Source organism: Endozoicomonas sp. ALB032 (assembly GCF_049310125.1).
Classification (GTDB): Bacteria; Pseudomonadota; Gammaproteobacteria; order Pseudomonadales; family Endozoicomonadaceae; genus Endozoicomonas_A.
Genome location: NZ_JBLYNW010000001.1, coordinates 4,626,449 through 4,645,843, shown reverse-complemented (window position 1 = coordinate 4,645,843; position 19,395 = coordinate 4,626,449). Strand labels below are relative to the sequence as shown.

The 19,395-nt window shown below is 47.2% G+C and carries 15 protein-coding genes, 4 tRNA genes and 1 riboswitch; of the genes, 13 read left to right on the top strand and 6 right to left on the bottom strand.

Annotated elements, in window-relative coordinates:
- Positions 1–195: 195 nt before the first annotated feature.
- The 9 genes from acs (at position 196) to ACO6VG_RS17145 (ending at position 7,052) form a co-directional block, all read left to right on the top strand.
- Positions 196–2,148 carry an acetate--CoA ligase gene (acs, locus tag ACO6VG_RS17185; protein ID WP_422474842.1) on the top strand — a complete coding sequence of 651 codons (1,953 nt, stop codon included), beginning with the start codon at positions 196–198 and terminating at the stop codon, positions 2,146–2,148.
- A 147-nt stretch (positions 2,149–2,295) separates the two neighbouring features.
- Positions 2,296–2,372: transfer RNA gene (locus ACO6VG_RS17180), tRNA-Met, on the top strand.
- 46 nt (positions 2,373–2,418) lie between these two features.
- Positions 2,419–2,495, top strand: a tRNA-Met gene (locus tag ACO6VG_RS17175).
- Between the two features lie 47 nt (positions 2,496–2,542).
- A tRNA-Met gene (locus tag ACO6VG_RS17170) sits at positions 2,543–2,619 on the top strand.
- 47 nt (positions 2,620–2,666) lie between these two features.
- Positions 2,667–2,743, top strand: a tRNA-Met gene (locus ACO6VG_RS17165).
- Positions 2,744–2,853: 110 nt separating this feature from the next.
- Positions 2,854–3,735, top strand: coding sequence for a patatin-like phospholipase family protein (locus tag ACO6VG_RS17160; RefSeq protein ID WP_422133430.1), 882 nt, complete (start codon positions 2,854–2,856; stop codon positions 3,733–3,735).
- Between the two features lie 208 nt (positions 3,736–3,943).
- Entirely contained in the window at positions 3,944–4,522 is a 579-nt protein-coding gene (locus ACO6VG_RS17155) for a DJ-1 family glyoxalase III (RefSeq protein ID WP_422133429.1), read from the top strand.
- A 282-nt stretch (positions 4,523–4,804) separates the two neighbouring features.
- Positions 4,805–6,250, top strand: coding sequence for a hypothetical protein (locus tag ACO6VG_RS17150; protein WP_422413317.1), 1,446 nt, complete (start codon positions 4,805–4,807; stop codon positions 6,248–6,250).
- Positions 6,251–6,635: 385 nt separating this feature from the next.
- Positions 6,636–7,052, top strand: coding sequence for a hypothetical protein (locus tag ACO6VG_RS17145; RefSeq protein WP_422133427.1), 417 nt, complete (start codon positions 6,636–6,638; stop codon positions 7,050–7,052).
- An 83-nt stretch (positions 7,053–7,135) separates the two neighbouring features.
- On the opposite strand, the gene ACO6VG_RS17140 is transcribed toward ACO6VG_RS17145, so the two are convergent.
- The gene (locus tag ACO6VG_RS17140; RefSeq protein ID WP_422137773.1) at positions 7,136–8,872 is read right to left on the bottom strand and encodes an AMP-binding protein; all 1,737 of its coding nucleotides are present in this window, start codon (positions 8,870–8,872) and stop codon (positions 7,136–7,138) included.
- Positions 8,873–9,370: 498 nt separating this feature from the next.
- Between ACO6VG_RS17140 and sctD the strand changes: the two genes are divergently transcribed.
- The 4 genes from sctD to ACO6VG_RS17120 are packed head-to-tail and all read left to right on the top strand — an operon-like array spanning position 9,371 to position 11,780.
- The gene (gene sctD, locus ACO6VG_RS17135) at positions 9,371–10,864 is read left to right on the top strand and encodes a type III secretion system inner membrane ring subunit SctD (RefSeq protein ID WP_422133425.1); all 1,494 of its coding nucleotides are present in this window, start codon (positions 9,371–9,373) and stop codon (positions 10,862–10,864) included.
- Positions 10,839–11,099 carry a hypothetical protein gene (locus tag ACO6VG_RS17130; protein WP_422133424.1) on the top strand — a complete coding sequence of 87 codons (261 nt, stop codon included), beginning with the start codon at positions 10,839–10,841 and terminating at the stop codon, positions 11,097–11,099. Before sctD ends, ACO6VG_RS17130 begins: the two co-directional genes overlap by 26 nt.
- A gap of 38 nt (positions 11,100–11,137) precedes the next feature.
- Positions 11,138–11,377 carry a type III secretion system needle filament subunit SctF gene (gene sctF / locus ACO6VG_RS17125; protein WP_422133423.1) on the top strand — a complete coding sequence of 80 codons (240 nt, stop codon included), beginning with the start codon at positions 11,138–11,140 and terminating at the stop codon, positions 11,375–11,377.
- Between the two features lie 28 nt (positions 11,378–11,405).
- Complete coding sequence (locus tag ACO6VG_RS17120; protein WP_422133422.1) at positions 11,406–11,780, top strand: tetratricopeptide repeat protein; 375 nt, start codon at positions 11,406–11,408, stop codon at positions 11,778–11,780.
- Here ACO6VG_RS17120 and ACO6VG_RS17115 read toward each other — a convergent pair.
- The 5 genes from ACO6VG_RS17115 to ACO6VG_RS17095 form a co-directional block, all read right to left on the bottom strand.
- Positions 11,777–15,184 (bottom strand): DUF4135 domain-containing protein, encoded by a 3,408-nt coding sequence (locus tag ACO6VG_RS17115; protein WP_422474840.1) that lies wholly within the window; start codon positions 15,182–15,184, stop codon positions 11,777–11,779. The two genes, ACO6VG_RS17120 and ACO6VG_RS17115, sit on opposite strands and share 4 nt — an antisense overlap.
- Positions 15,181–15,609: a CesT family type III secretion system chaperone gene (locus tag ACO6VG_RS17110; protein ID WP_422133420.1), complete on the bottom strand. Its 429-nt coding sequence runs from the start codon at positions 15,607–15,609 to the stop codon at positions 15,181–15,183. The genes ACO6VG_RS17115 and ACO6VG_RS17110 overlap by 4 nt, the downstream gene beginning before the upstream one ends.
- Positions 15,610–15,740: 131 nt before the next feature.
- On the bottom strand, positions 15,741–17,336 hold the full coding sequence (locus ACO6VG_RS17105; protein ID WP_422474838.1) for a Na+/H+ antiporter NhaC family protein: 1,596 nt from the start codon (positions 17,334–17,336) through the stop codon (positions 15,741–15,743).
- Positions 17,337–17,517: 181 nt separating this feature from the next.
- Positions 17,518–17,710, bottom strand: a riboswitch (Lysine riboswitch).
- A gap of 309 nt (positions 17,711–18,019) precedes the next feature.
- On the bottom strand, positions 18,020–18,529 hold the full coding sequence (locus tag ACO6VG_RS17100; protein ID WP_422133418.1) for a GNAT family N-acetyltransferase: 510 nt from the start codon (positions 18,527–18,529) through the stop codon (positions 18,020–18,022).
- Positions 18,530–18,722: 193 nt separating this feature from the next.
- Complete coding sequence (locus tag ACO6VG_RS17095) at positions 18,723–19,253, bottom strand: REP-associated tyrosine transposase (RefSeq protein ID WP_422413704.1); 531 nt, start codon at positions 19,251–19,253, stop codon at positions 18,723–18,725.
- Between the last annotated feature and the right edge of the window lie 142 nt (positions 19,254–19,395).

Below are 19,395 nucleotides of genomic sequence, written 5' to 3'. Positions count from 1 at the left end.
TCAAATATAGCCCTGACGGATACAGGCGCTGTGAGCGATGAGAATAGAATTATGGTGACAAAGTCTGATTTCTTTATGGAAGTATCGCATTAAGATGACATTCAGACACCACAATGCTAAAAACTACAAACACCGTATCAATACACTGCCAGAAGAACAATCACAAGAACAATTAAAATAAACCAGGGATTCATTATGAACGAAGTGCGTGTGTACCCGGTAACTGAGGTCCAACGAGAGAATACATTGGCAGATAACAAACGTTATCTTGAGATGTACCAGCAATCAGTCGTCAGCCCCGAAAAGTTTTGGCGAGAGCATGGCAAGAGAATCCACTGGTTCACTCCATACACTCAGATCAGGAAGGTGTCGTTCGATCATGAAAATGTCGATATCAAATGGTTCTTCGACGGCACCACGAACGCCTCTTTCAACTGTCTGGATCGTCACCTCAACAAAAAAGCCGATCAGGTTGCCATCATCTGGGAACCGGATGAAGAAGGCGATGCCCCCAGAAAAGTGACATACCAGGAGCTTCACGAACAAGTTTGTCGGTTAGCCAATGGGCTTAAGAGTCAGGGCATTGGCAAAGGTGATGTTGTCGCCATATACATGCCAATGGTCATAGAGGCCACAGTGGCGATGCTGGCCTGTTCACGCATTGGCGCCATTCACTCAGTCATCTTCGGTGGCTTTTCACCCGAAGCCCTGGCGGGGAGAATAATCGACGCCAACGCCAGGCTGGTTATTACCGCTGATGAAGGCATTCGGGGTGGACGAAAAGTCCCTCTCAAAAAGAACGTTGATCAAGCTCTCGAAAACCCGGAAGTGACCAGCGTTGAAAAGGTCATTGTTTTGCGACACACCGGTGAAACGGTTTACTGGCAGGATGGTCGTGATCTGAGCTGGCAGGATCTGACGACCATGGCTTCACCTCACTGCACGCCTGAAGCGATGAACGCGGAAGACCCACTGTTTATACTCTACACTTCCGGCTCCACGGGCAAACCTAAAGGCATTCTTCACACCACTGGCGGTTATCTGGTTTATGCATCCATGACCCATCAGTATGTCTTTGACTATCGGGAGGGTGAAGTATTCTGGTGTAACGCTGACATTGGCTGGATTACAGGCCATACCTATGTCACCTATGGCCCACTTCTGAATGGCGCCACCATGGTTATGCACGAAGGTGTACCCAACTACCCGGCCTGCAACAGAGTCAGCAAGGTCATCGACAAACATCAGGTTAATATTCTTTACACCGCCCCCACGGCAATACGGGCGCTAATGGCTGAAGGTGATGCGGCTGTTGCAGACACTCATCGCTCCAGTCTCAGACTTCTGGGCACCGTAGGAGAACCGATCAACCCCGAGGCATGGAACTGGTACTACAAAACCATCGGCAATGAAAACTGCCCCATAGTAGATACCTGGTGGCAGACAGAAACGGGAGGGGCCATGCTGACACCTCTCCCCGGCGCCACCGATCTGAAACCCGGTTCTGCAACTCGCCCATTCTTCGGTATCAGACCCGCCCTGGTTGATAACGATGGTCGTATTCTCGAAGGCGAACAGGAAGGTAACCTGGTTATTCTCGATAGCTGGCCCGGACAAGCCCGGACCGTCTTTAATGACCATGAGCGCTTTGTTCAAACCTACTTCTCCAGCTTTAAGGGTATGTACACCACGGGTGATGGCGCCCGCAGGGATGATGATGGCTATTACTGGATCACGGGGCGTGTTGATGACGTTCTCAATGTCTCCGGTCACCGTATGGGTACTGCTGAAATTGAGTCCGCTCTGGTTTCTCATCATGATATTGCCGAAGCTGCTGTTGTTGGCTTCCCACACGATATCAAGGGGCAGGGAATATACGTCTACGTAACACTGATAGCCGAGTCTGAGTATTCAGAAGAGCTACAGAGTGAATTAAGACAGTGGGTTCGCAAGGAAATCGGCCCTATAGCCTCACCGGATATCATCCAGTGGGCTCCGGGACTCCCCAAAACCCGATCCGGCAAGATTATGCGCCGAATCCTGCGCAAAATTGCCTCAGGCGAGTATGAAAGTCTGGGAGATACATCGACACTGGCGGATCCTTCTGTTGTAGAAACGCTCATCAGGGACCGCGCATTAGCGGGCTGACCTTGTTCCCGGACTGAGATTTTAAACCCACAGAGAGCTCTGCATTCCGGAGCTCTTTGTCTCACCCTTGGTATAGTTATTAACCGCAGCATTTTAATCTTTTATTGACTTTAGGGATCATCGTCCATACTATGCGCTCCTCGTTGATGCGGGGTGGAGCAGCCTGGTAGCTCGTCGGGCTCATAACCCGAAGGTCGTCGGTTCGAATCCGGCCCCCGCTACCAACAACAACGACAGTTGATTACCAGAAAACTGTCGGACAGATTTCGGTGCGGGATGGAGCAGCCTGGTAGCTCGTCGGGCTCATAACCCGAAGGTCGTCGGTTCGAATCCGGCTCCCGCTACCAAGTTACAACGACAGTTGACCACCAGACAACTGTTGCACAGATTTCGGTGCGGGATGGAGCAGCCTGGTAGCTCGTCGGGCTCATAACCCGAAGGTCGTCGGTTCGAATCCGGCTCCCGCTACCAACTTACAACGACAGTTGACCACCAGACAACTGTTGCACAGATTTCGATGCGGGATGGAGCAGCCTGGTAGCTCGTCGGGCTCATAACCCGAAGGTCGTCGGTTCGAATCCGGCTCCCGCTACCAAATACAAGCCGGATTTTCCGGCTTTATTTTTTTTGCAGAAAAAACTTTTAATGCCTGCATCAGGCAGGGATAAAAGATTTCTCTTCCGTTCGTGACTGTTTGGGATCTCAATGCAGAAAAAAGAGGCCAGCTCACTCACAAAAACGGCACTTGTCGTTGAGGGCGGAGGAATGCGTGGTATATACTCCGCCGGCATTCTGGACGCCTTCATGGACAAACGCCATCGGCAGTTCAATGGCTTCTATGGAGCTTCGGCCGGTGCGCTCAACCTGGTTTCCTTTATTGCCGGTCAACGGGGTCGTAACCTCGACATCTACACAGGCGCCTGTCTGGAAACCCATTTCATCAGCCTCAAGCGCCACATGAAAGGCGGTAATCTGTTTGACCTCGACTGGCTGTTTGATCGCATCCAGAGACAGCACATGAATATTGACAAGTTTCGAAACCATCTTCGAGACAAAACATTCACGGTTGTTACCAGCTGCGCAAGTTCAGGTTACCCTATCTACCACAAGTTCGATGAATACTTTGAACTGGAACAACTGTTCACAGTTCTGAAGGCCTCCAGCGCACTTCCCATGATTTATCGTAGTACCATAACCATTAATGAAAGAAATCATGTAGATGGAAGTCTTGCCGACCCCCTGCCAGTTATGAAAGCTGCCGAGGATGGCTATGAACACATAGTTGTGTTGAGGAGTCGCGAAAGCCATTATCGCAAGAAGGCTTCGTCGAGCAATAGATTGCTGGCCTGGCAATTCCGAAAGCAACCTGAAGTGGCCGAGCTGATTCGCCAGCAGTACTCAATCTATAACGAAACTCTGGACAGCTTTGATCAGTTAAAACGTAATGGTATATCCATTACAGAAATTGCTCCGGATACTTCCCTGAGTTCAACCAGAAGCACGCGAGACCGTGCCAGACTGGTTTCCGACTATCACAAAGGCTATTCCGCAGGGTTTTCGTTCCTCCAACAGCTTAATCAGGCCTGACTGACCTGATCCTGGTGCTCATGCCGATTTACAAACTCTATAACATACTCTCTGGCTTTATTAACCATCCCTACTAGGCTTATGAATCTGTGGAACTGACGATTGTCTCAATCAGCTCGACAGGCTAAGCAGTGCCTGTTCTAAAACCGCCAGATTCAGAGCAGGTTGTATACTTGCATTCCGAAGGTTCAACCATAGAGGTTTCATTATGCCAAGGCAGATTCTCGTTCCGGTTGCTCATGGCTGTGAGGAAATTGAAGCCGTCACTATTATCGATACCCTTCGCAGGGCCGGAGCCCAGGTCTCTGTCGCTGCCTGCACTTCCGATGGCAATCTGGAAATTGAGGCATCCAGAGGTATCAAGCTGATAGCCGACGACCACATCGAAGTATTTCTCAATAAAAACTTCCACCTGATAGCCTTGCCCGGGGGCATGCCCGGGGCAGCCAACCTCAGAGACAACCCACACCTTACGGAACTTTTGCAACGGCAACACAAAGCCCAACGCTGGTACGCCGCTATCTGCGCCTCATCAGCCGTTGTACTGGCTCATCACTCACTTCTCGATAATGTGCGTGCTACCTGCTACCCCACTTTTTTTGATCAGCTTGAGGGGGCTCTGCCACAACCGGAAAGCCCGGTGGTCGTCGATCAGAAAAACCGGGTAATTACCGCTCAGGGGCCCGGCTGCGCCATGAATTTCAGCTTCGCTCTGATTGATGCGGTATACGGTAAAGACGCCTACCGTCCTATAGCCAAACAGATGCTGGCAGACTGGGCACTCTGAGCACAACATCCAGACAGTGGATGTTATGACATTAAGCTGCCATGAACAGCAGTGTATTTCGTTAAGCCTGAACTCAAAAAACTCAGCGCCCTCTTTCGTCCGGAAAAAGTATTCCCCAGTAAGCCACACCTCATAATGGCTTTCAGCTGCGCCGCAGGCGCTCTGAGGTAGAATTTTGTGTTTTATGTTCTTTCCAGGTGGTTAGTAAAACTCACACTTTATGAACTTTGGTTTGAGATCAGAGTCTAAATCATATATCTAATGATTAAAGGGTCTTGATATATGGATGGCATAGGAAAAGGAACTGATTTTCAAGTCGGAGTCATGAACAGCTCATTGCTCAGGTCATACAGAGATGAACCATTGTGGAATGGAATTCCTGTTTGCACAGTAAACTGTACAGAAAAACATATTTCATTTTGTCCAGACCACGAACACTCTACCCGCTTGTTCAATCGCTCAATTGAATTGTCTTTGAGTAATACTTGCATTGATTTCATCAAGTATTCTGTCGGAAACAAATGGCAGTTAATGGCATCATCTTTAGGTTTCACTGATACTGAAATTCAAGAACTTCAGTATACCTATCTCCGTGGAACCGAATCTCATCACAACAAGCTTCACTTTAAACTGCCTGACTTTGTTTTTTTAATTGAAGCTATGATACGAAAAGCACAAATTGATAAAAATATGGATTCAGAAGCTATCTTTAATGCTATCGAAAGAAGTGGGCATTTTAACAAAAAATCCTACCCATTTCGGGAAATACACAATCAAGAAAAAATCCAGACAAATCCTTTTCCTGATAAATCAGGCTGCTTTACATCATATATTTTTCTTATTTGGATTAAAAAAGATGAAAGCTCATTCGCTTTACCAAACACAACGGATTGCCCGGTAAAACAAAGATGTTATGACTGGGCTCAACACAATAACGATAAATTAGTTGTTTTATGGTACAGCTCATCAATGTTATATCGAAAAGAAGAAAAAAACACATTCTCAGATTTTCAAAGGAATATTTTATCTGATGGAATTAAAAATATATTGATCCTGGATATTGATAATATCAACTGGGGTGATGAGGAAAGATATACTTACTGGCATATAGGAAAATCCAGAATTTCTGAAACATTGGTTTTCAACAAGGAACTAGCGTTCAGTCAAGTTATAGATGGCTTAAGACCTGTGCTTTTATCAAAAGGAAGTTCTTATATAAAATCTGCGATGAGGGAATCACATATTCATGAAAAGCAAATTCCAACTATGGGGGCTTATTTTGATGTAGATTATATACCTGTCCCGTTCAAATCATTTTATCATCCCTATAGAAAGATTTGTAGAGACGGTACTTTTGATAAAATATTTTTTTTTGAAGGATCGCTTTCTATTAGTGGCATGGTGCCTAACAGCTTTCTTGCCACTTATGAAGATAATAATGATTTAATAACAGATTACCCAATGTGCGACGCATATGGAACCTTGTCTTTTTACGCGGATTACAGACCCCATCTTGTTGCAACAACCAGACTTTTCAGGATGTCTGATTGTATATATGATGACGATGGGCAATTACTGAAATGGGAAAGGCAAGCTACCTGGACTGAAAAATATTCAGACAAAACACTCTACAACAGCGCATCTAAAGATAAACCATCTTTACCTGACTACTTGGTAAAATACAAAGCATCAGGCAGCTCAGGATCTGACCCAATGGTGCAGGATTAATGTTGATTACATAGCGCCAAATTCAGCAGTAGAGCCACTTGCACTGTCTGCCGGAATTTTTACGGATTTGTTTTTCTCATATGCACCCTCATTTATGACAATGGTATGAAATTCAGGCTGGCCTTCAGCATTGATAAAATTCACTTCAACCCAACGCTGACCAAGTTATACCAGATTCGCTACAAAAATTGTCAATCTATCAACACTTTACTCTGAAGCCGTATCTTCTGATGCCTCAAGTAAATCTGAAAGTCATCGAAAACACTAATTACATAATCAATCATAAGCTTCCCTAAGCCAGGGATATATGGTTTGATTGAAAAAGAGGTTAGAAAAAGCAGGTAAGGACGCTTGCACTTATTAATAAAGCCTTGAGGTACTCATTATGGAAAGCGTAATCATTCTGTTCTTATGTGGACTGGCTCTCTATCAGTTGAGCCTGAGACAAGACAAAATGGCTGAACAGCTGATCGCTCAGACGTTTAACCGGTTTGAACGACGCTACAACGATATTACCTACTCCTGCCTGAACTCTACAGTTGTCAAAAAACAACTACATGGCTTCCCTGCAGTCCCCCTGGTACCATCTGTTAACTACACGGCCAGAGCCTTGTGTTATTCGGAGAATAAAAACTGGTTCTGGTTTGATGCCAGTATCCGCAACATGAAGCTCTACTCGACCAGCATCACTCCTGTTTCACAACCAGAAGCCTGCGATGCACTTAGCAATGATCCAGAGGTACTCAGCCAGTATTTTCCGGAGAATAAAGACAACGAATCCAAGGCTGAGACAAGTACCTGATAAACTATCTACTCAAAATATTTTCAGGTACTCATAAAAAAACCAGCGCAAAGCCGGTTTTTTTATGAGTACCTGAATGGATATCAGGAGTTTTTTTCCAGCTCTTCCTTACGCAAATCTTTCCTCAGAATTTTTCCGACCGGTGTCATGGGTAGCTCCTGACGGAATTCTATATCCTTGGGCACTTTGTATGCAGTCAGATGATCCCTGCAATAAGCCACCACATCTTCTTTCTTCAATTCGTCGTCTGCAGGAACCACAAACAACTTGATTCTCTCTCCGGTGACGTCATCAGGAATGCCGATGGCGGCACAATTCTCTACCCGGTCAAAGCTGGCCACTATATCCTCAATCTCGTTAGGGTAGACGTTAAAGCCGGAAACCAGGATCATATCCTTGATTCTGTCGACAATTTCAACAAAGCCGTCTTCTTTAATGACAGCCACGTCACCGGTTCTCAGCCAGCCATCCTCAGACAGCACCTCGGCAGTGGCTTCTGCCCTTTTCCAGTACCCCTGCATGACCTGGGGTCCTCGCACACACAGTTCCCCCCTCTCTCCTACGGCTTGAGCTTCGCCGCCATCATTAATCACTTTCAGTTCAGTACTGGGCAATGGCAGCCCGGCAGTGCCCAGCTGGGCAGTATCGCCAAAAGGATTCATGCAAACTGCTGGAGAGCACTCCGTCAAACCATAGGCTTCCGAGACATAACATCCGGTAAATTTCCGCCAGCGAATTCCGGTTTCTTTCTGCAAAGCCGTACCACCGGAAAGGGTGAGTTTTAGTTTACTGAAATCGCACCCCCTGAAGTCTGGGTGATTGAGCAAACTGACAAACAGCGTATTCAAACCAATGAAGCCAGTAAACTGCCAGGGCTTAATAAATTTGATAAAGGTTTTGGTATCCCTGGGATTGGCAATCAGGACATTCTGATTTCCCATATACGGCATGCAGAGCAGATGCACGGTAAACGCATAAATATGATAAAGAGGCAGTGGCGCCACGAGAATTTCATTGCCGAGCTGCTGTACCGGCTGACCACTTTCATCCAGCTGTGAGAGAGCTGACGCAGCCTGAAGCATATTGGCAATCAGGTTGCGTTGAGTCAGTACCGCCCCCTTCGCAACCCCTGTGGTTCCGCCCGTGTACTGGAAAACAGCAGGGTCCTCAGGTGCAGGAGGATTTTCAAGAGGTACAGCCTGAAAGGCTTCGCCTTTTGCCAGTGCATCCCTGAAAGACACCGCCTTTGGCAGATTAAAAGGCTCCACCATCTTCTTGACATGTTTTGCAGCAAAGTTAATCAGGGTACGTTTTGCAAATGGCAGCATGTCGGCCACGCGGGTTACAATCAGGTGCTCAATGCCGGTTTTTTCTACAACCTCTTCAACCAGATGGCCAAAGTTGTCCATAAACACCAAAGCTTTGGCACCGGAATCATTGAACTGATGCAACATTTCCCGATCGGTGTAAAGAGGGTTGGTATTAACTATGACAAGACCTGCTCTGATGGCTCCGTAGACGGCTATAGGATACTGAAGCAGATTCGGCATCTGGATGGCAATTCTGTCACCAGGCTTCAGGGATGTGTGCTCACGAAGATAGTTGGCAAACTGCTGACTGTAGCGGTCCAGATCACCGTAAGTCAGAGTATACCCAATACCTGTAAATGCCGGTCGGGAAGCATTTTTTTCAAGAAGCTCCTCTATAATCGCCAAAAGATTGGGGTAGCGATCGGGATCAATAGTTTCAGCAACGCCAGCCGGACGCTTATCGCTCCAGAAAGATGCTTCCATAAGTACCTGCTCTCTTCTTGTTATCATGCGACGACTTCTGGCGCACACAAGTGATCGTTCGCCTGCTGCCGCATACATCACCATTTATATAAGAGTGTTCGCACTTTTGGGTCTGGCCGACTTCTGTCGTCAACCGTCAACTACCAGCCCCATAGGCTCTTTGCTCTTACAGCCGCTTTGGCGCATTTGTAGGGTAAATACGCTAAAAATGCACCTGCACTCATATAGCCGCTAAGGGAGTTTTACCAGCTTTTCGTGGTTGATACTAACCTTATCAGCACTTTGTTCGAAGATGTAGACCAAATAAAGAACTCTGGAAAAGATAGGTAGTTTCACTTAACCTAGGATTTAAATCACCTGAAAATCAAAGTTTATAAAATCTTTATCAGGGGAAAGATAGCCCAAAAAAACCATTTCATTTTTTAAACTTAAGAACGATGAAATGAGATAGGCTCTGGGAAAGTGAAAATAACCATTAGCCCACGCAGAACCATCAGCTAAGGAAAGCATTTCGGGTAGACGGCCATGATCGAGTTTTACCTTAAAATACTCTCTGGCAATCACCAGGGGGCTGAAATTCCACTTGAACCCGGAAGCTACTCTCTGGGCAAAAGCGATCAGTCTGATCTGGTCCTGACCGATGAATCACTCAGTGATCTGGAACTTATAATAAACATCAGCCCGCAGGGTCAAATCAAAATATCCAGCCAGTCTAAAGACGGATTACTCTATAGTAACGGCCTGCCCCGGGGCTCAGAGCTAAACGCCAGTCATTTTGACATCATAACCTCCAGTCAACTGTTTTTTTCTCTGGGTCCTGTAGATGCGGACTGGCCCGATCAACCACTGCCAGAGCTTCAGAGACCTGACCCGGAACCGGAAGAACATCAGAACAAAGGCTCTGAGCAAGATGAAGATGATGAATTCCCCGATGCTCCAGACATCCTGACGGAGGATGGGGATGAAGAGCTTGACAGTGATGACCTCAATAACCTGAACAATGATCTGGATGACATTGACGACTCTCTGGCAGATGACGAAGAGGCTGAAGACGAATCAGAGGAGTTTGAGAACCCCCTGAAAAATATTGACCGGAAATGGCTGATAGGAATCCCGGCAGGCATATTTGCACTTTTCCTGCTTCTTATTATTTTACTTTCAGGTGGCTCTGACGAAGCGCCTCCTGAAATAAGCCATCTTGATCAGGCCAAAGAGATCCGCAATCGACTGAACCAGAAAAACATCAAACTGAAAGAGCTTCCTGACCAGAGCATCCTGATCTCTGGCTACACCCTGACAATGAGTGATAAACAGACAATCCAGCGTGAACTTCGTGAGCAGGGGATTCCTTTCAGCTCACAGCTGGTGGTCATGAGTGAATTAAGGGCTAATGCCGATGTGCTTTTAAAGAATCAGGGGCATACGTCTCTCAGTCTGGAGCTGGATAACTCGCCTGGTTCACTGGTTATGACCGGTTATGTTGCCTCCTCAGAAGAGCTTCAGAAAATCACTGCCGCTCTGAAACAGGAGGTTCACGGACTGGTTTCCATTGTCGATCAGGTAGAAAATCAGGCAGGTCGTCTTAACACGCTCAAGTCCATGCTCAGGGAGAAAGGCCTTAGCCCCCGCATACATTTGATACAAAAACCTAATCAAATCACTTTAGAAGGCCACCTCTTGGACGATGAACAAGTATATAACCTGAACGATGTGGTCACACGATTCAGAAAACAGTATGGCAATCAGCCCCAGCTGAAACTCGCTACCAAAACAGCTGGAGCACCTGCCAAAGTATTAAACACCCCACTGGCCCCTTCTCTGAAGATTCGGTCAGTGAGTATGGGAAGGGTGCCCTTTGTAACCATGGAAGATGGTGCCAAATACCTGATCGGCGCAAAGCTGGCCAACGGGTATATAATTGAAGATATTAATCTTGACTATCTTTTATTATCAAAAGGCACAGATCGGATCAAATATCGTCTTGGAGGCAACAGTGAAGGACCCACAAACCGACAATGAGAAAGTCCATCTCTCCGACCTCGAAGATCGCCTGATTCAGGACACTGACGGTGAGCTCAAGGAGCAGGTTCTGAAGGAATTGGTGGATGAAGCCTTGCGCCTGAAGTCGGAACGGGACAAAGGGCTTTCTCCTGATGAGTTTGAAATCAACGACAAGATGATCACTGCCCTGATCGCCGCTGCTGAAGTCGTTGACAAGACCTGGAATACTCATCACAAGAAACGCGCTGATTAAACACCTTCTGACAGCTACGTCCGACAGGGAGAGGGATCATGGCAGAGCAGAGAGCCAACCATTTAAACTTCGATCATGTACAGAACGTATTTGGTAAAACGGCCGAAAATCTTGATCAGGCCCTGAAAAGCAAAATATCGAGCATGGACCCGAACAATACCAAAGACATGGTGGAGTTTCAGGTTGAGTTCAATAAATACATGATTATTGAGGGTTTGAGATCCAGCATCATCAAATCCATCAAAGACACACTCCAGAGTATTATCCAGAAGTTGTAAGCCGGGTAAACAGCAAGAGGCCTGAAACATGACCGATGAAAAAATAATCAAAACCCTGGCAGATGTAGGCTTTATGGCCTCCAGCGTGGGTATGTCAAAACATGCTTTCGGTATTTTCAGCGCTCTGGAGAAAGCCAGACCTGAGAGCATCCTGCCTACTCTGGGCTTTGCCTTGACCTTCATTAATAAAAAGATGAATCAGGAAGCCCTCGAGATTCTTCATAAGGAAGCCATCCCAAAAGATCCTGACAACCCGACGGTTAAAGCCTTTATCGGTATGGCTCTGATGATGGAAGGAAGAAATAAGGAAAGTGAAGATTACCTGACCACGGCCAACAAAGAAGGTGACCAAGAGACCACCATCATGGCCAAAGAGCTATTGGAGAACATCAGAAAGGGTTAAGTCTTTCTCTCCCTGTCAGCCAACGCTTCCAAAACCCCATGCCTGAGCTCTTCAGGCATTCCTTCTCCCGCATTGATATGTTGCTCAAACCAACCTTCAATCATCTGCTGAAAGGCATTCAGGAATCGATCCCTGAGCTTGTGATCCGTCAGGCTGGCAATCAACTCTGACTGTTTTTCTATGGTATTTACAGAAAAGTAATGACGACTTATTTCATCCAAAGTTCCATCGTATCGCTGGACAAATACCCCGGTCTCTCCAAGCTTTCTGACAAATTCACGCTGCTCCAGAGCCAGCCACCCATCGGTCACCGACTCAGCCAGAGCACTGACCGGCTCCTGCCACGGAGCATCAAGCCAGCGCTGACTGACCTCGGCGGCCAGCGTGATGCGCCTTGCCAGACGCAGAAAATAACCTCTGCGGCGCTCTCTGGAAATATCCTGCAACTCTCTGGCGACATGAAGGTCACGAAACTGTTTGCGAGCCTCATTGAGATTCCAGCGCGGCTGATACCTCACCTCACAGCCTGCCATCGACTTCAGGTAATCACACCACTGCTGTGAATGTTGAGAAATAGCAGACACTGAACATCGAAAGCCTTCCACAAACGCCTTGCTATATTGAGAGGCCACTGACGGATGACGATTATCCAGAGAGTGTCGACCCTCTTCCATCAGCAGGTGATCCAGAAAAGGGGTGATTTTTTGCGGTTGTTCCGCCACCAGCTCACCATTTTCCAGTTTGACGGAACGGTAATGAGTCTGACAGGTATGGAAATTTTCCCAGATTTTCATCAAACCGGTCTGGCCCAGGCTGGAATCCCGAATGCCTCTTAAAAAACCCAGCTCGGGATTTTGCAACTCTGCCTGCAATTGCATAATCACAGCACTGTGCAGTGCTGTCTCAGCATCAATAAGGTAAGGCTTGTTACCATTGATATGAAGATTTTTGCTGTGAATATCTGCCAGACCCGACATAAGACAGAAGCCGCCCGCCACACCCATGCGACGATGGTAAGTTTCTGGATCATCACACTCAGAAAGAGTTTCCGGAGCAATAAACTCAACATAACCGTAGGAAGACTTATTCAATATCCTGAATACACCCAGAGCTTCCGAGTCCTGCAACCAGCCATTCAGTGACTGGGCCATGCTCCGCTTATCACCCAGTAATAACTGGTCAATGGCAAGATCCCTGAGTTTGTATACCAGGTGCTCACCATTGTTAAACGCCAACTGGTAAACGGGCGATCCAGCATCTGATTGCAAATGACGAATAGAAATCAGACCAGAAGCCAGTTTACGGCTCTCTCCAAGCTGAGGGCTCCCTGAAAAAAAGTAATGATTGATCTCTGACAAGTCCTGCTTTACCCGACTCAGCAATGAACGGATCACTCTGACTTGCTGGAAAAACTCTTTCTGAATGTTTCGATACCAGTGAGGATAGGCTTCAATCAGTGTCTCCATCCCTTTGGATTCCAGTAGCTTTAGCACTTCACCGTAGCTGGTCAATGTGTGATCTTCTGCAAACCAGCCAATGGCCTGCAGCAACCTGTCATCCATCCATTCAATGACTGACTGGGCAATGGATTGAATCAAGCTACTTTCTGAACCCTCTTCAGAACTATCAATGTCATTCACATAACTCTGAATGAGTTGGACGTATTGAGTGATAACGGGCTTGATCCATTTGGATCTCAGCTGCTCGGGAAAGACCAGGCCACACACCGGGCAGGGATCTTCAACCTTGAACCAGTCCGGTAATCCGGGGAAAGAGGGCTTGCGCCCCTCTGCCTCATCGGAAAAAGAGACCAGCTGATACTTCAACATCCAGGATAATAAAAATAATAAGGTCTGCCTTTCAGGAAACAGCTTCTGCATGTTGCTGACGCTTTGAGGTGTCACCAGTTTCCTGATCACCTCTCTTATTTCGTTTTTATCAAGGAGATGATTCAGCTGATTGAAAAAGAAACCTCTCTCCGACATCAACAAAACCCGGAGACCTCTGTCGGTGGCTACAAGGAAGTCCGTTTCCTGCAGAGCCACAGACGCATAATGCCCAAACACGTCCTGGTAGGGCATACCCACTGCCCTACCCTGATGATGTCGTATTCTTGATGCTTCCAGCCTCAAATCGTCTACCAGCCGGTGATACTGATCAATCAGCAAAGGCCAGCTGAAGGTTTCATTCACCCTCCGGATGGCCGCAGCGGACATCTCTTTCCGGATAGATTCATCCATTAATAATGTCGACAAGGCTGTTTTCAACGCTTCTATATCTACAGCGACTCCCTGAGCCTGAATCAGCTGAGCCTGAGTTTTGCTGACAAGGCTGAGAGAACGGGAAATAGCATCATGGTCAGCCGAGGTGGTTTTGATCAGGAAACCTTCCTGCCCGGAAACAATCAAGTCTCGATAACCATTCCAGTCTGAAAGAATCACCGGAATACCTGCCCTCATTGCTTCTAACGGAGCCAGCCCAAAGCTCTCCTGAACATTATCTGCAAGAGAAACAAACACATCCGCTTCAGCCAGCAACTGCTCCCGCTTCTCATCATCAACGGTGAGTTCAAAGCGAATACAATCTTCAAGATTAAACTCATAGGCCTGAGCCAGTAATGAGCGAACATATTCGCCGGAGGCATCACCAGCCCCGGCAATCACCAACTGAAACCGGGAAACGGTTCCTTCCTCAAACAGATCATTCAATGCCAGTAATAATGGATGAAGGTCCATTTTATCGGCTGCTGATAGCCTGCCAAGACAGAGTATCTGAAGCACATTACCTTCTCTGGAAGGGACAGCCTCTTGTCTGGCCGGCTCAATACCCAGCGGAATAAGACTCACCTGCCCACGATAAGGAACAGCCCTGCCCACAGTATCACTGACACTGGCACTGGCCGAAGAGATCAGACGCTTCATCACGGTTTTCTGAGCTGTGGAACTGCAGAGGATGGAGTCACAAGGTTTAACGGGAGAAAAGATCAAATCCCTGACCCGGGATAAACGGGCATCATCACTGAGACTGTGGGCCCTGCCAGTGATAGGGAATAAACTGGACGCATGTCTTTCTCGCAAAGTGGCGAGGTCTGATATATAGGGATCGCCGCAATGAAAAACGGTATAAGCATGTCTCTGAAAACAGGAAGGCAGATCGTGAACCGGCAGAATAGTGATGTTTTTACCCGCCCCATACTGGCGCAGGTATTCTTTCCAGTCTTGCCTGAAAGCAGGAATCTGCCCTTCATGAAGAAACAGATGCAGTTCGTTAAAACAGCTGTATCGAATCACCGCCTTCAAAAAAGCTTCATTGGCCTTACGAAGTCCGTTATACCCATCGTTTGAGTTCTCTGCCCAGGTGACAAGACAACCGAATAAAGAATGATTAGAAATCGGACTCATCATGGCATGATCATCGTTGGCATGGTCGGCATAACAGTCTGCTCCTGACCGACTTCTTTGAGGTAATACTCAAAGTTATTGGCAAACTCAGCCAGAGCTTCCTCAAGGAGGTTGTCATCCATCCCCTGAAGCGGGCGGGAGTAATGTAAAGCTAACGCATCTTTCTCAGGCTCTATGGACAAAATAACCCGCTGGGTAGTCGCCAGACCCACAGTTTTGGTCATCAGATTTCGGAGGATATTTTCCCGATCTTTTTCACCAGGTGGCAGCTGGGCAATGACGCCATGGATAAAGAATCGCCCATTGGCCTGAAAACAGGTGAACTCAATGCGGCTGTCGATGGTGAGGTAATAGCGGTTATCGCGAAAGTCCAGTTCACCCAGCTGATTATTGCGGGCAACGGCTTTCATAAGATTGTCGAAACTCATAGCTTCCCTGCTCCGGGTGAAGGCATCCATGCCTTCTGATGGGGTATTAATTACAGTTTACTATGAAATACTGTTTCGGCAGGTAGCGGAAAAAATCTCCCGGGATTATAACTTGTAAATACCGTCTGAGCTTATTCTGCCACCAGGTGATCTTCAGATTTGGCCATCTGCCCGGGGGACATCTTGCGAAAGACAAGCACAAGCAAAATAAAACCGGCTCCGGAAGCAAGAAAGCCCATTATTGAAGAATCCGTCAGCCCCATCACCAGATAGCCCAGCATAGCCACAACAGCAATACTGAGGGCATAAGGAAGCTGAGTCATGACATGATCAATGTGGTGACAGGAGGCCCCTGTAGACGACAGAATCGTAGTATCGGAAATCGGTGAGCAGTGATCGCCAAACACCGCACCGGCCAGAACAGCGGCCAACATCGGCAGAATCATGGCAATATCTGCTGCTGCAGCCATATCTCCCGCTATGGGCAACATGATGCCGAAAGTGCCCCAGCTGGTGCCGGTTGAGAAAGCCATAGCGCCGGAAACCACAAACAGGATCAGAGGTAAATAGCCAGTATCAATCTTCGAGCTGCTGACCAGGTGAGCCAGGTACTTGCCGGTTTCCAGAGAGCTGATGATATCCACCAGCACCCAGGCCAGCACCAGAATGTAAATGGCAGGCAGCATGGAGCGCGTACCTTCCACAATCGCCTTACCCCAGGTGGAGGCATCCAGATTATGGCTGAGCATTCTGATCGCCGTGACCAGAAGGCCAGCAAGACCACCATAGATAAGCGAATTGACCACATTGGTGTTTTCAAAAGCGCCCAGAATAGAGAATGGCGTACCGGCTTCCTGAAGCGCAGAAGCGCCCGTAGCAATCAGGGAAGCGGTCGTCGCGATCACCAGAGAGAGAACAGGAATCACAAGATCGGCAACTGTTCCTTTTTCACTGCTACTGATGGCCTCAGAAGATCCCGGAGGTGTCCCCTTTCGGCTGTCATACAGTTCACCGGCTCGAGCACGGCGCTCATGGGTCCGCATAGGACCGATGTTTAAATCCATGGCCGCAGTACAAAACACCAGTGCCAGAGCAAAGACAGCGTAGAGATTCATCGGCACCATACTGACAAAAGCACCAATAGCAGTGACATCGGTCACTTCATGGGCCACCAGAATAGTGCCAATCAGGGCAATGATGTAGGCACCCCAGCTGGAGACAGGTGTAATGACACAGACCGGTGCCGCCGTTGAGTCAATCAGGTAAGCCAGCTTGGCTCTGGAGACACCCTGACGATCTGTCATGGGACGACCAATATTGCCAACGGCCAGTGCATTGAAGTAATCATCAATAAAGATAATGATACCCAGCAGCACAGTCACCAGTTGTGATCCCTGCCGGGATTTTACTCTCTGACGAGCCCAGTCACCAAAGGCTCTGGCGCCACCAGAAACATCTATCAGAGTGGTAATGATGCCAAGTATCACCAGAAAGAACAGAATAAAGACAGTGCCTGTATTGAGACCATTATCCCAAAATATCCCGGCAAAACTGTTAAGCAGGTAAGAAAACGTTCTGCCGGCGCTGAAGTCAGTCAGCAGCAGCGTACCGGCAAGGATACCTGCGCCAAGAGAAAACAGGACGTGACGAGTCAGAATCGCCAGGATAATAGCCACTGCCGGAGCGACTAATGACAGGGATGATGTGCTGTAACTGAGTAATTCCATAAATACTGATCTTTTGGGTGAACACGTCCGGAGGGCAGAATATTCATGACTGCCGACTTTAAGCTTAATTCACGAGACAGGATCAGGAGGGCAATGGATTGAAGCAGAATACGACCGGATAGATCCCGTATCTGCCTGTTGCTGAGCAACCTGCCTTTAGGGCAAAGTCCTTCAGAAACGATTGTCCAGTAGCGCTCCACAGTAAAAACTGTGACAGTGATACACCTCTTCGATGTACCACCAGCAGATGAGTTTGACGACGACTCTGCTTCGGCACCTTTTCCTTTCATCCGGCTCTCTGTCCTGGTCAATCCAGGACATACGGAGTCACCCTGCTACGGATTACTGATAAACGGTGCGCCTCTACTTTTAGTCTTGATCCATGGATTCCAGAGATCAAGGCTGATTATTGTGGGAAATTCCTCTGCCATTTGCAGAGAAACACCCTTTCACTCATAACCGCTCTCTTACAGGCTCTGTAACCTGAAACGAACCCGGCTTATGGTGTTTATTAAGAGGATCACAGGCAGAAGTGTAGCGACAGCATCCTGTCACGTCACTCCTGCTGATGGGCGGTAATTATGCACATCGCTGGATGATTGACAATTGTGAGATTTAGCTAATGAAGTTTTTGCTCTCTACAAAAAATATTTTCCGGTTATTTAGCCTGTCAGGCATTCCACCTATACAGCAATTGATGTGCTTAGAACATAATTTTTATGTTTTTCGTTCTCAAGCTCAAAATAGGTCAAGCCAATTTCTTTGAACCCGTGTTTCTCATAAAACTTCAGTGCTCGTGTATTTTCATGAAATACAGTCAGCCACAATTGTTCGAGCCCAGCCGAGCTGCAAAATGTTAAGGCTTCTTGCAGAAGCTTGGAGCCCAAACCCTTTCCAGTGAAGCTCTCCTGAATATACAACCTGTCAAGTTCAGGTTTTTTGCTACCTGTAACAGGGCATCTAGCAGAAACGTTCAAAGAGAGATATCCTACCAAATGATCATCTTCGATGGCTATAAAGTAGACTTCATTTTCAGAGCTGAGCTTGATCTCAATATTTTGCTCTGTGAACTCACTCAATACGTACTGAGAAATGGATTTTCTAACCCCTCGTTTTGCGTAGGTATCGAGCCAAATCTGTATTGAAAGTGCTGCGATATCAGAACTGTCTTTAGTTTCTGCAATTCTTATCATTTTTCTTGATGTTCACTGTGATGTTGATTGTGGTTGGCTAGTACAACTCGCTCCCTCTCTGGAGTGGGTGTCACAAATCTCTGGTTCCCATGCCCCTGTGTCAGAAACCCATACGTTATATCAAGTTCTAGAGCCTTTTTTCAAGGGAGGTATGACTCGTTCCCACGCTCCAGCGTGGGAATGCATACCTGACTCACCATAACCGATCCACCTCCAACAAACCTTCAACGCCGACGTAATTACTTGCGCTGGAATAACGCCAGTACTCCGCCCTATCGACATAACCTCTTTTCACCGGGTTTTGATGAATATATTCAACTTTCTGTTTCATCATGCTTTCACTCTGGATTAACTCAGGATGTACACCTTCCTGCCAGAATTGATAGGCCCTGTCGCCCTTGTGTGCTTTTTTGTAGAAAGCCAGCTGATCCAGTAATGTTGTTACATTCCGCTCTGTCAACCATTTGAGCAGTTGTCTGGCTGTATATGCTTTGAATTTTGCTATGTCTCTATCCAGCTCTTGACTTTGAGCTAGAAGGTGAAGATGGTTTTCAAGAATCACATAAGCGTGTATTTTCATCCCCTGACTCATCATGTACCTCATTGAGTCGAGAAGTATGGCGACAGTCTCAGGTCTGGTAAAAACTGAGATCCAGTGCAAAACGGTTATTGTCATAAAATGAGGTTGGTCTGGCTCCGTAAATTTGTATCGACTTCTACCCATATTTAATTCCGAGTGAACTGTCAGTCTGATATGCATTCCCACGCTGGAGCGTGGGAACGAGCCAAAATGAGGTTGGTCTGGCTCCGTAAATTTGTATCGACTTCTACCCATATTTAATTCCGAGTGAACTGTCAGTCTGATA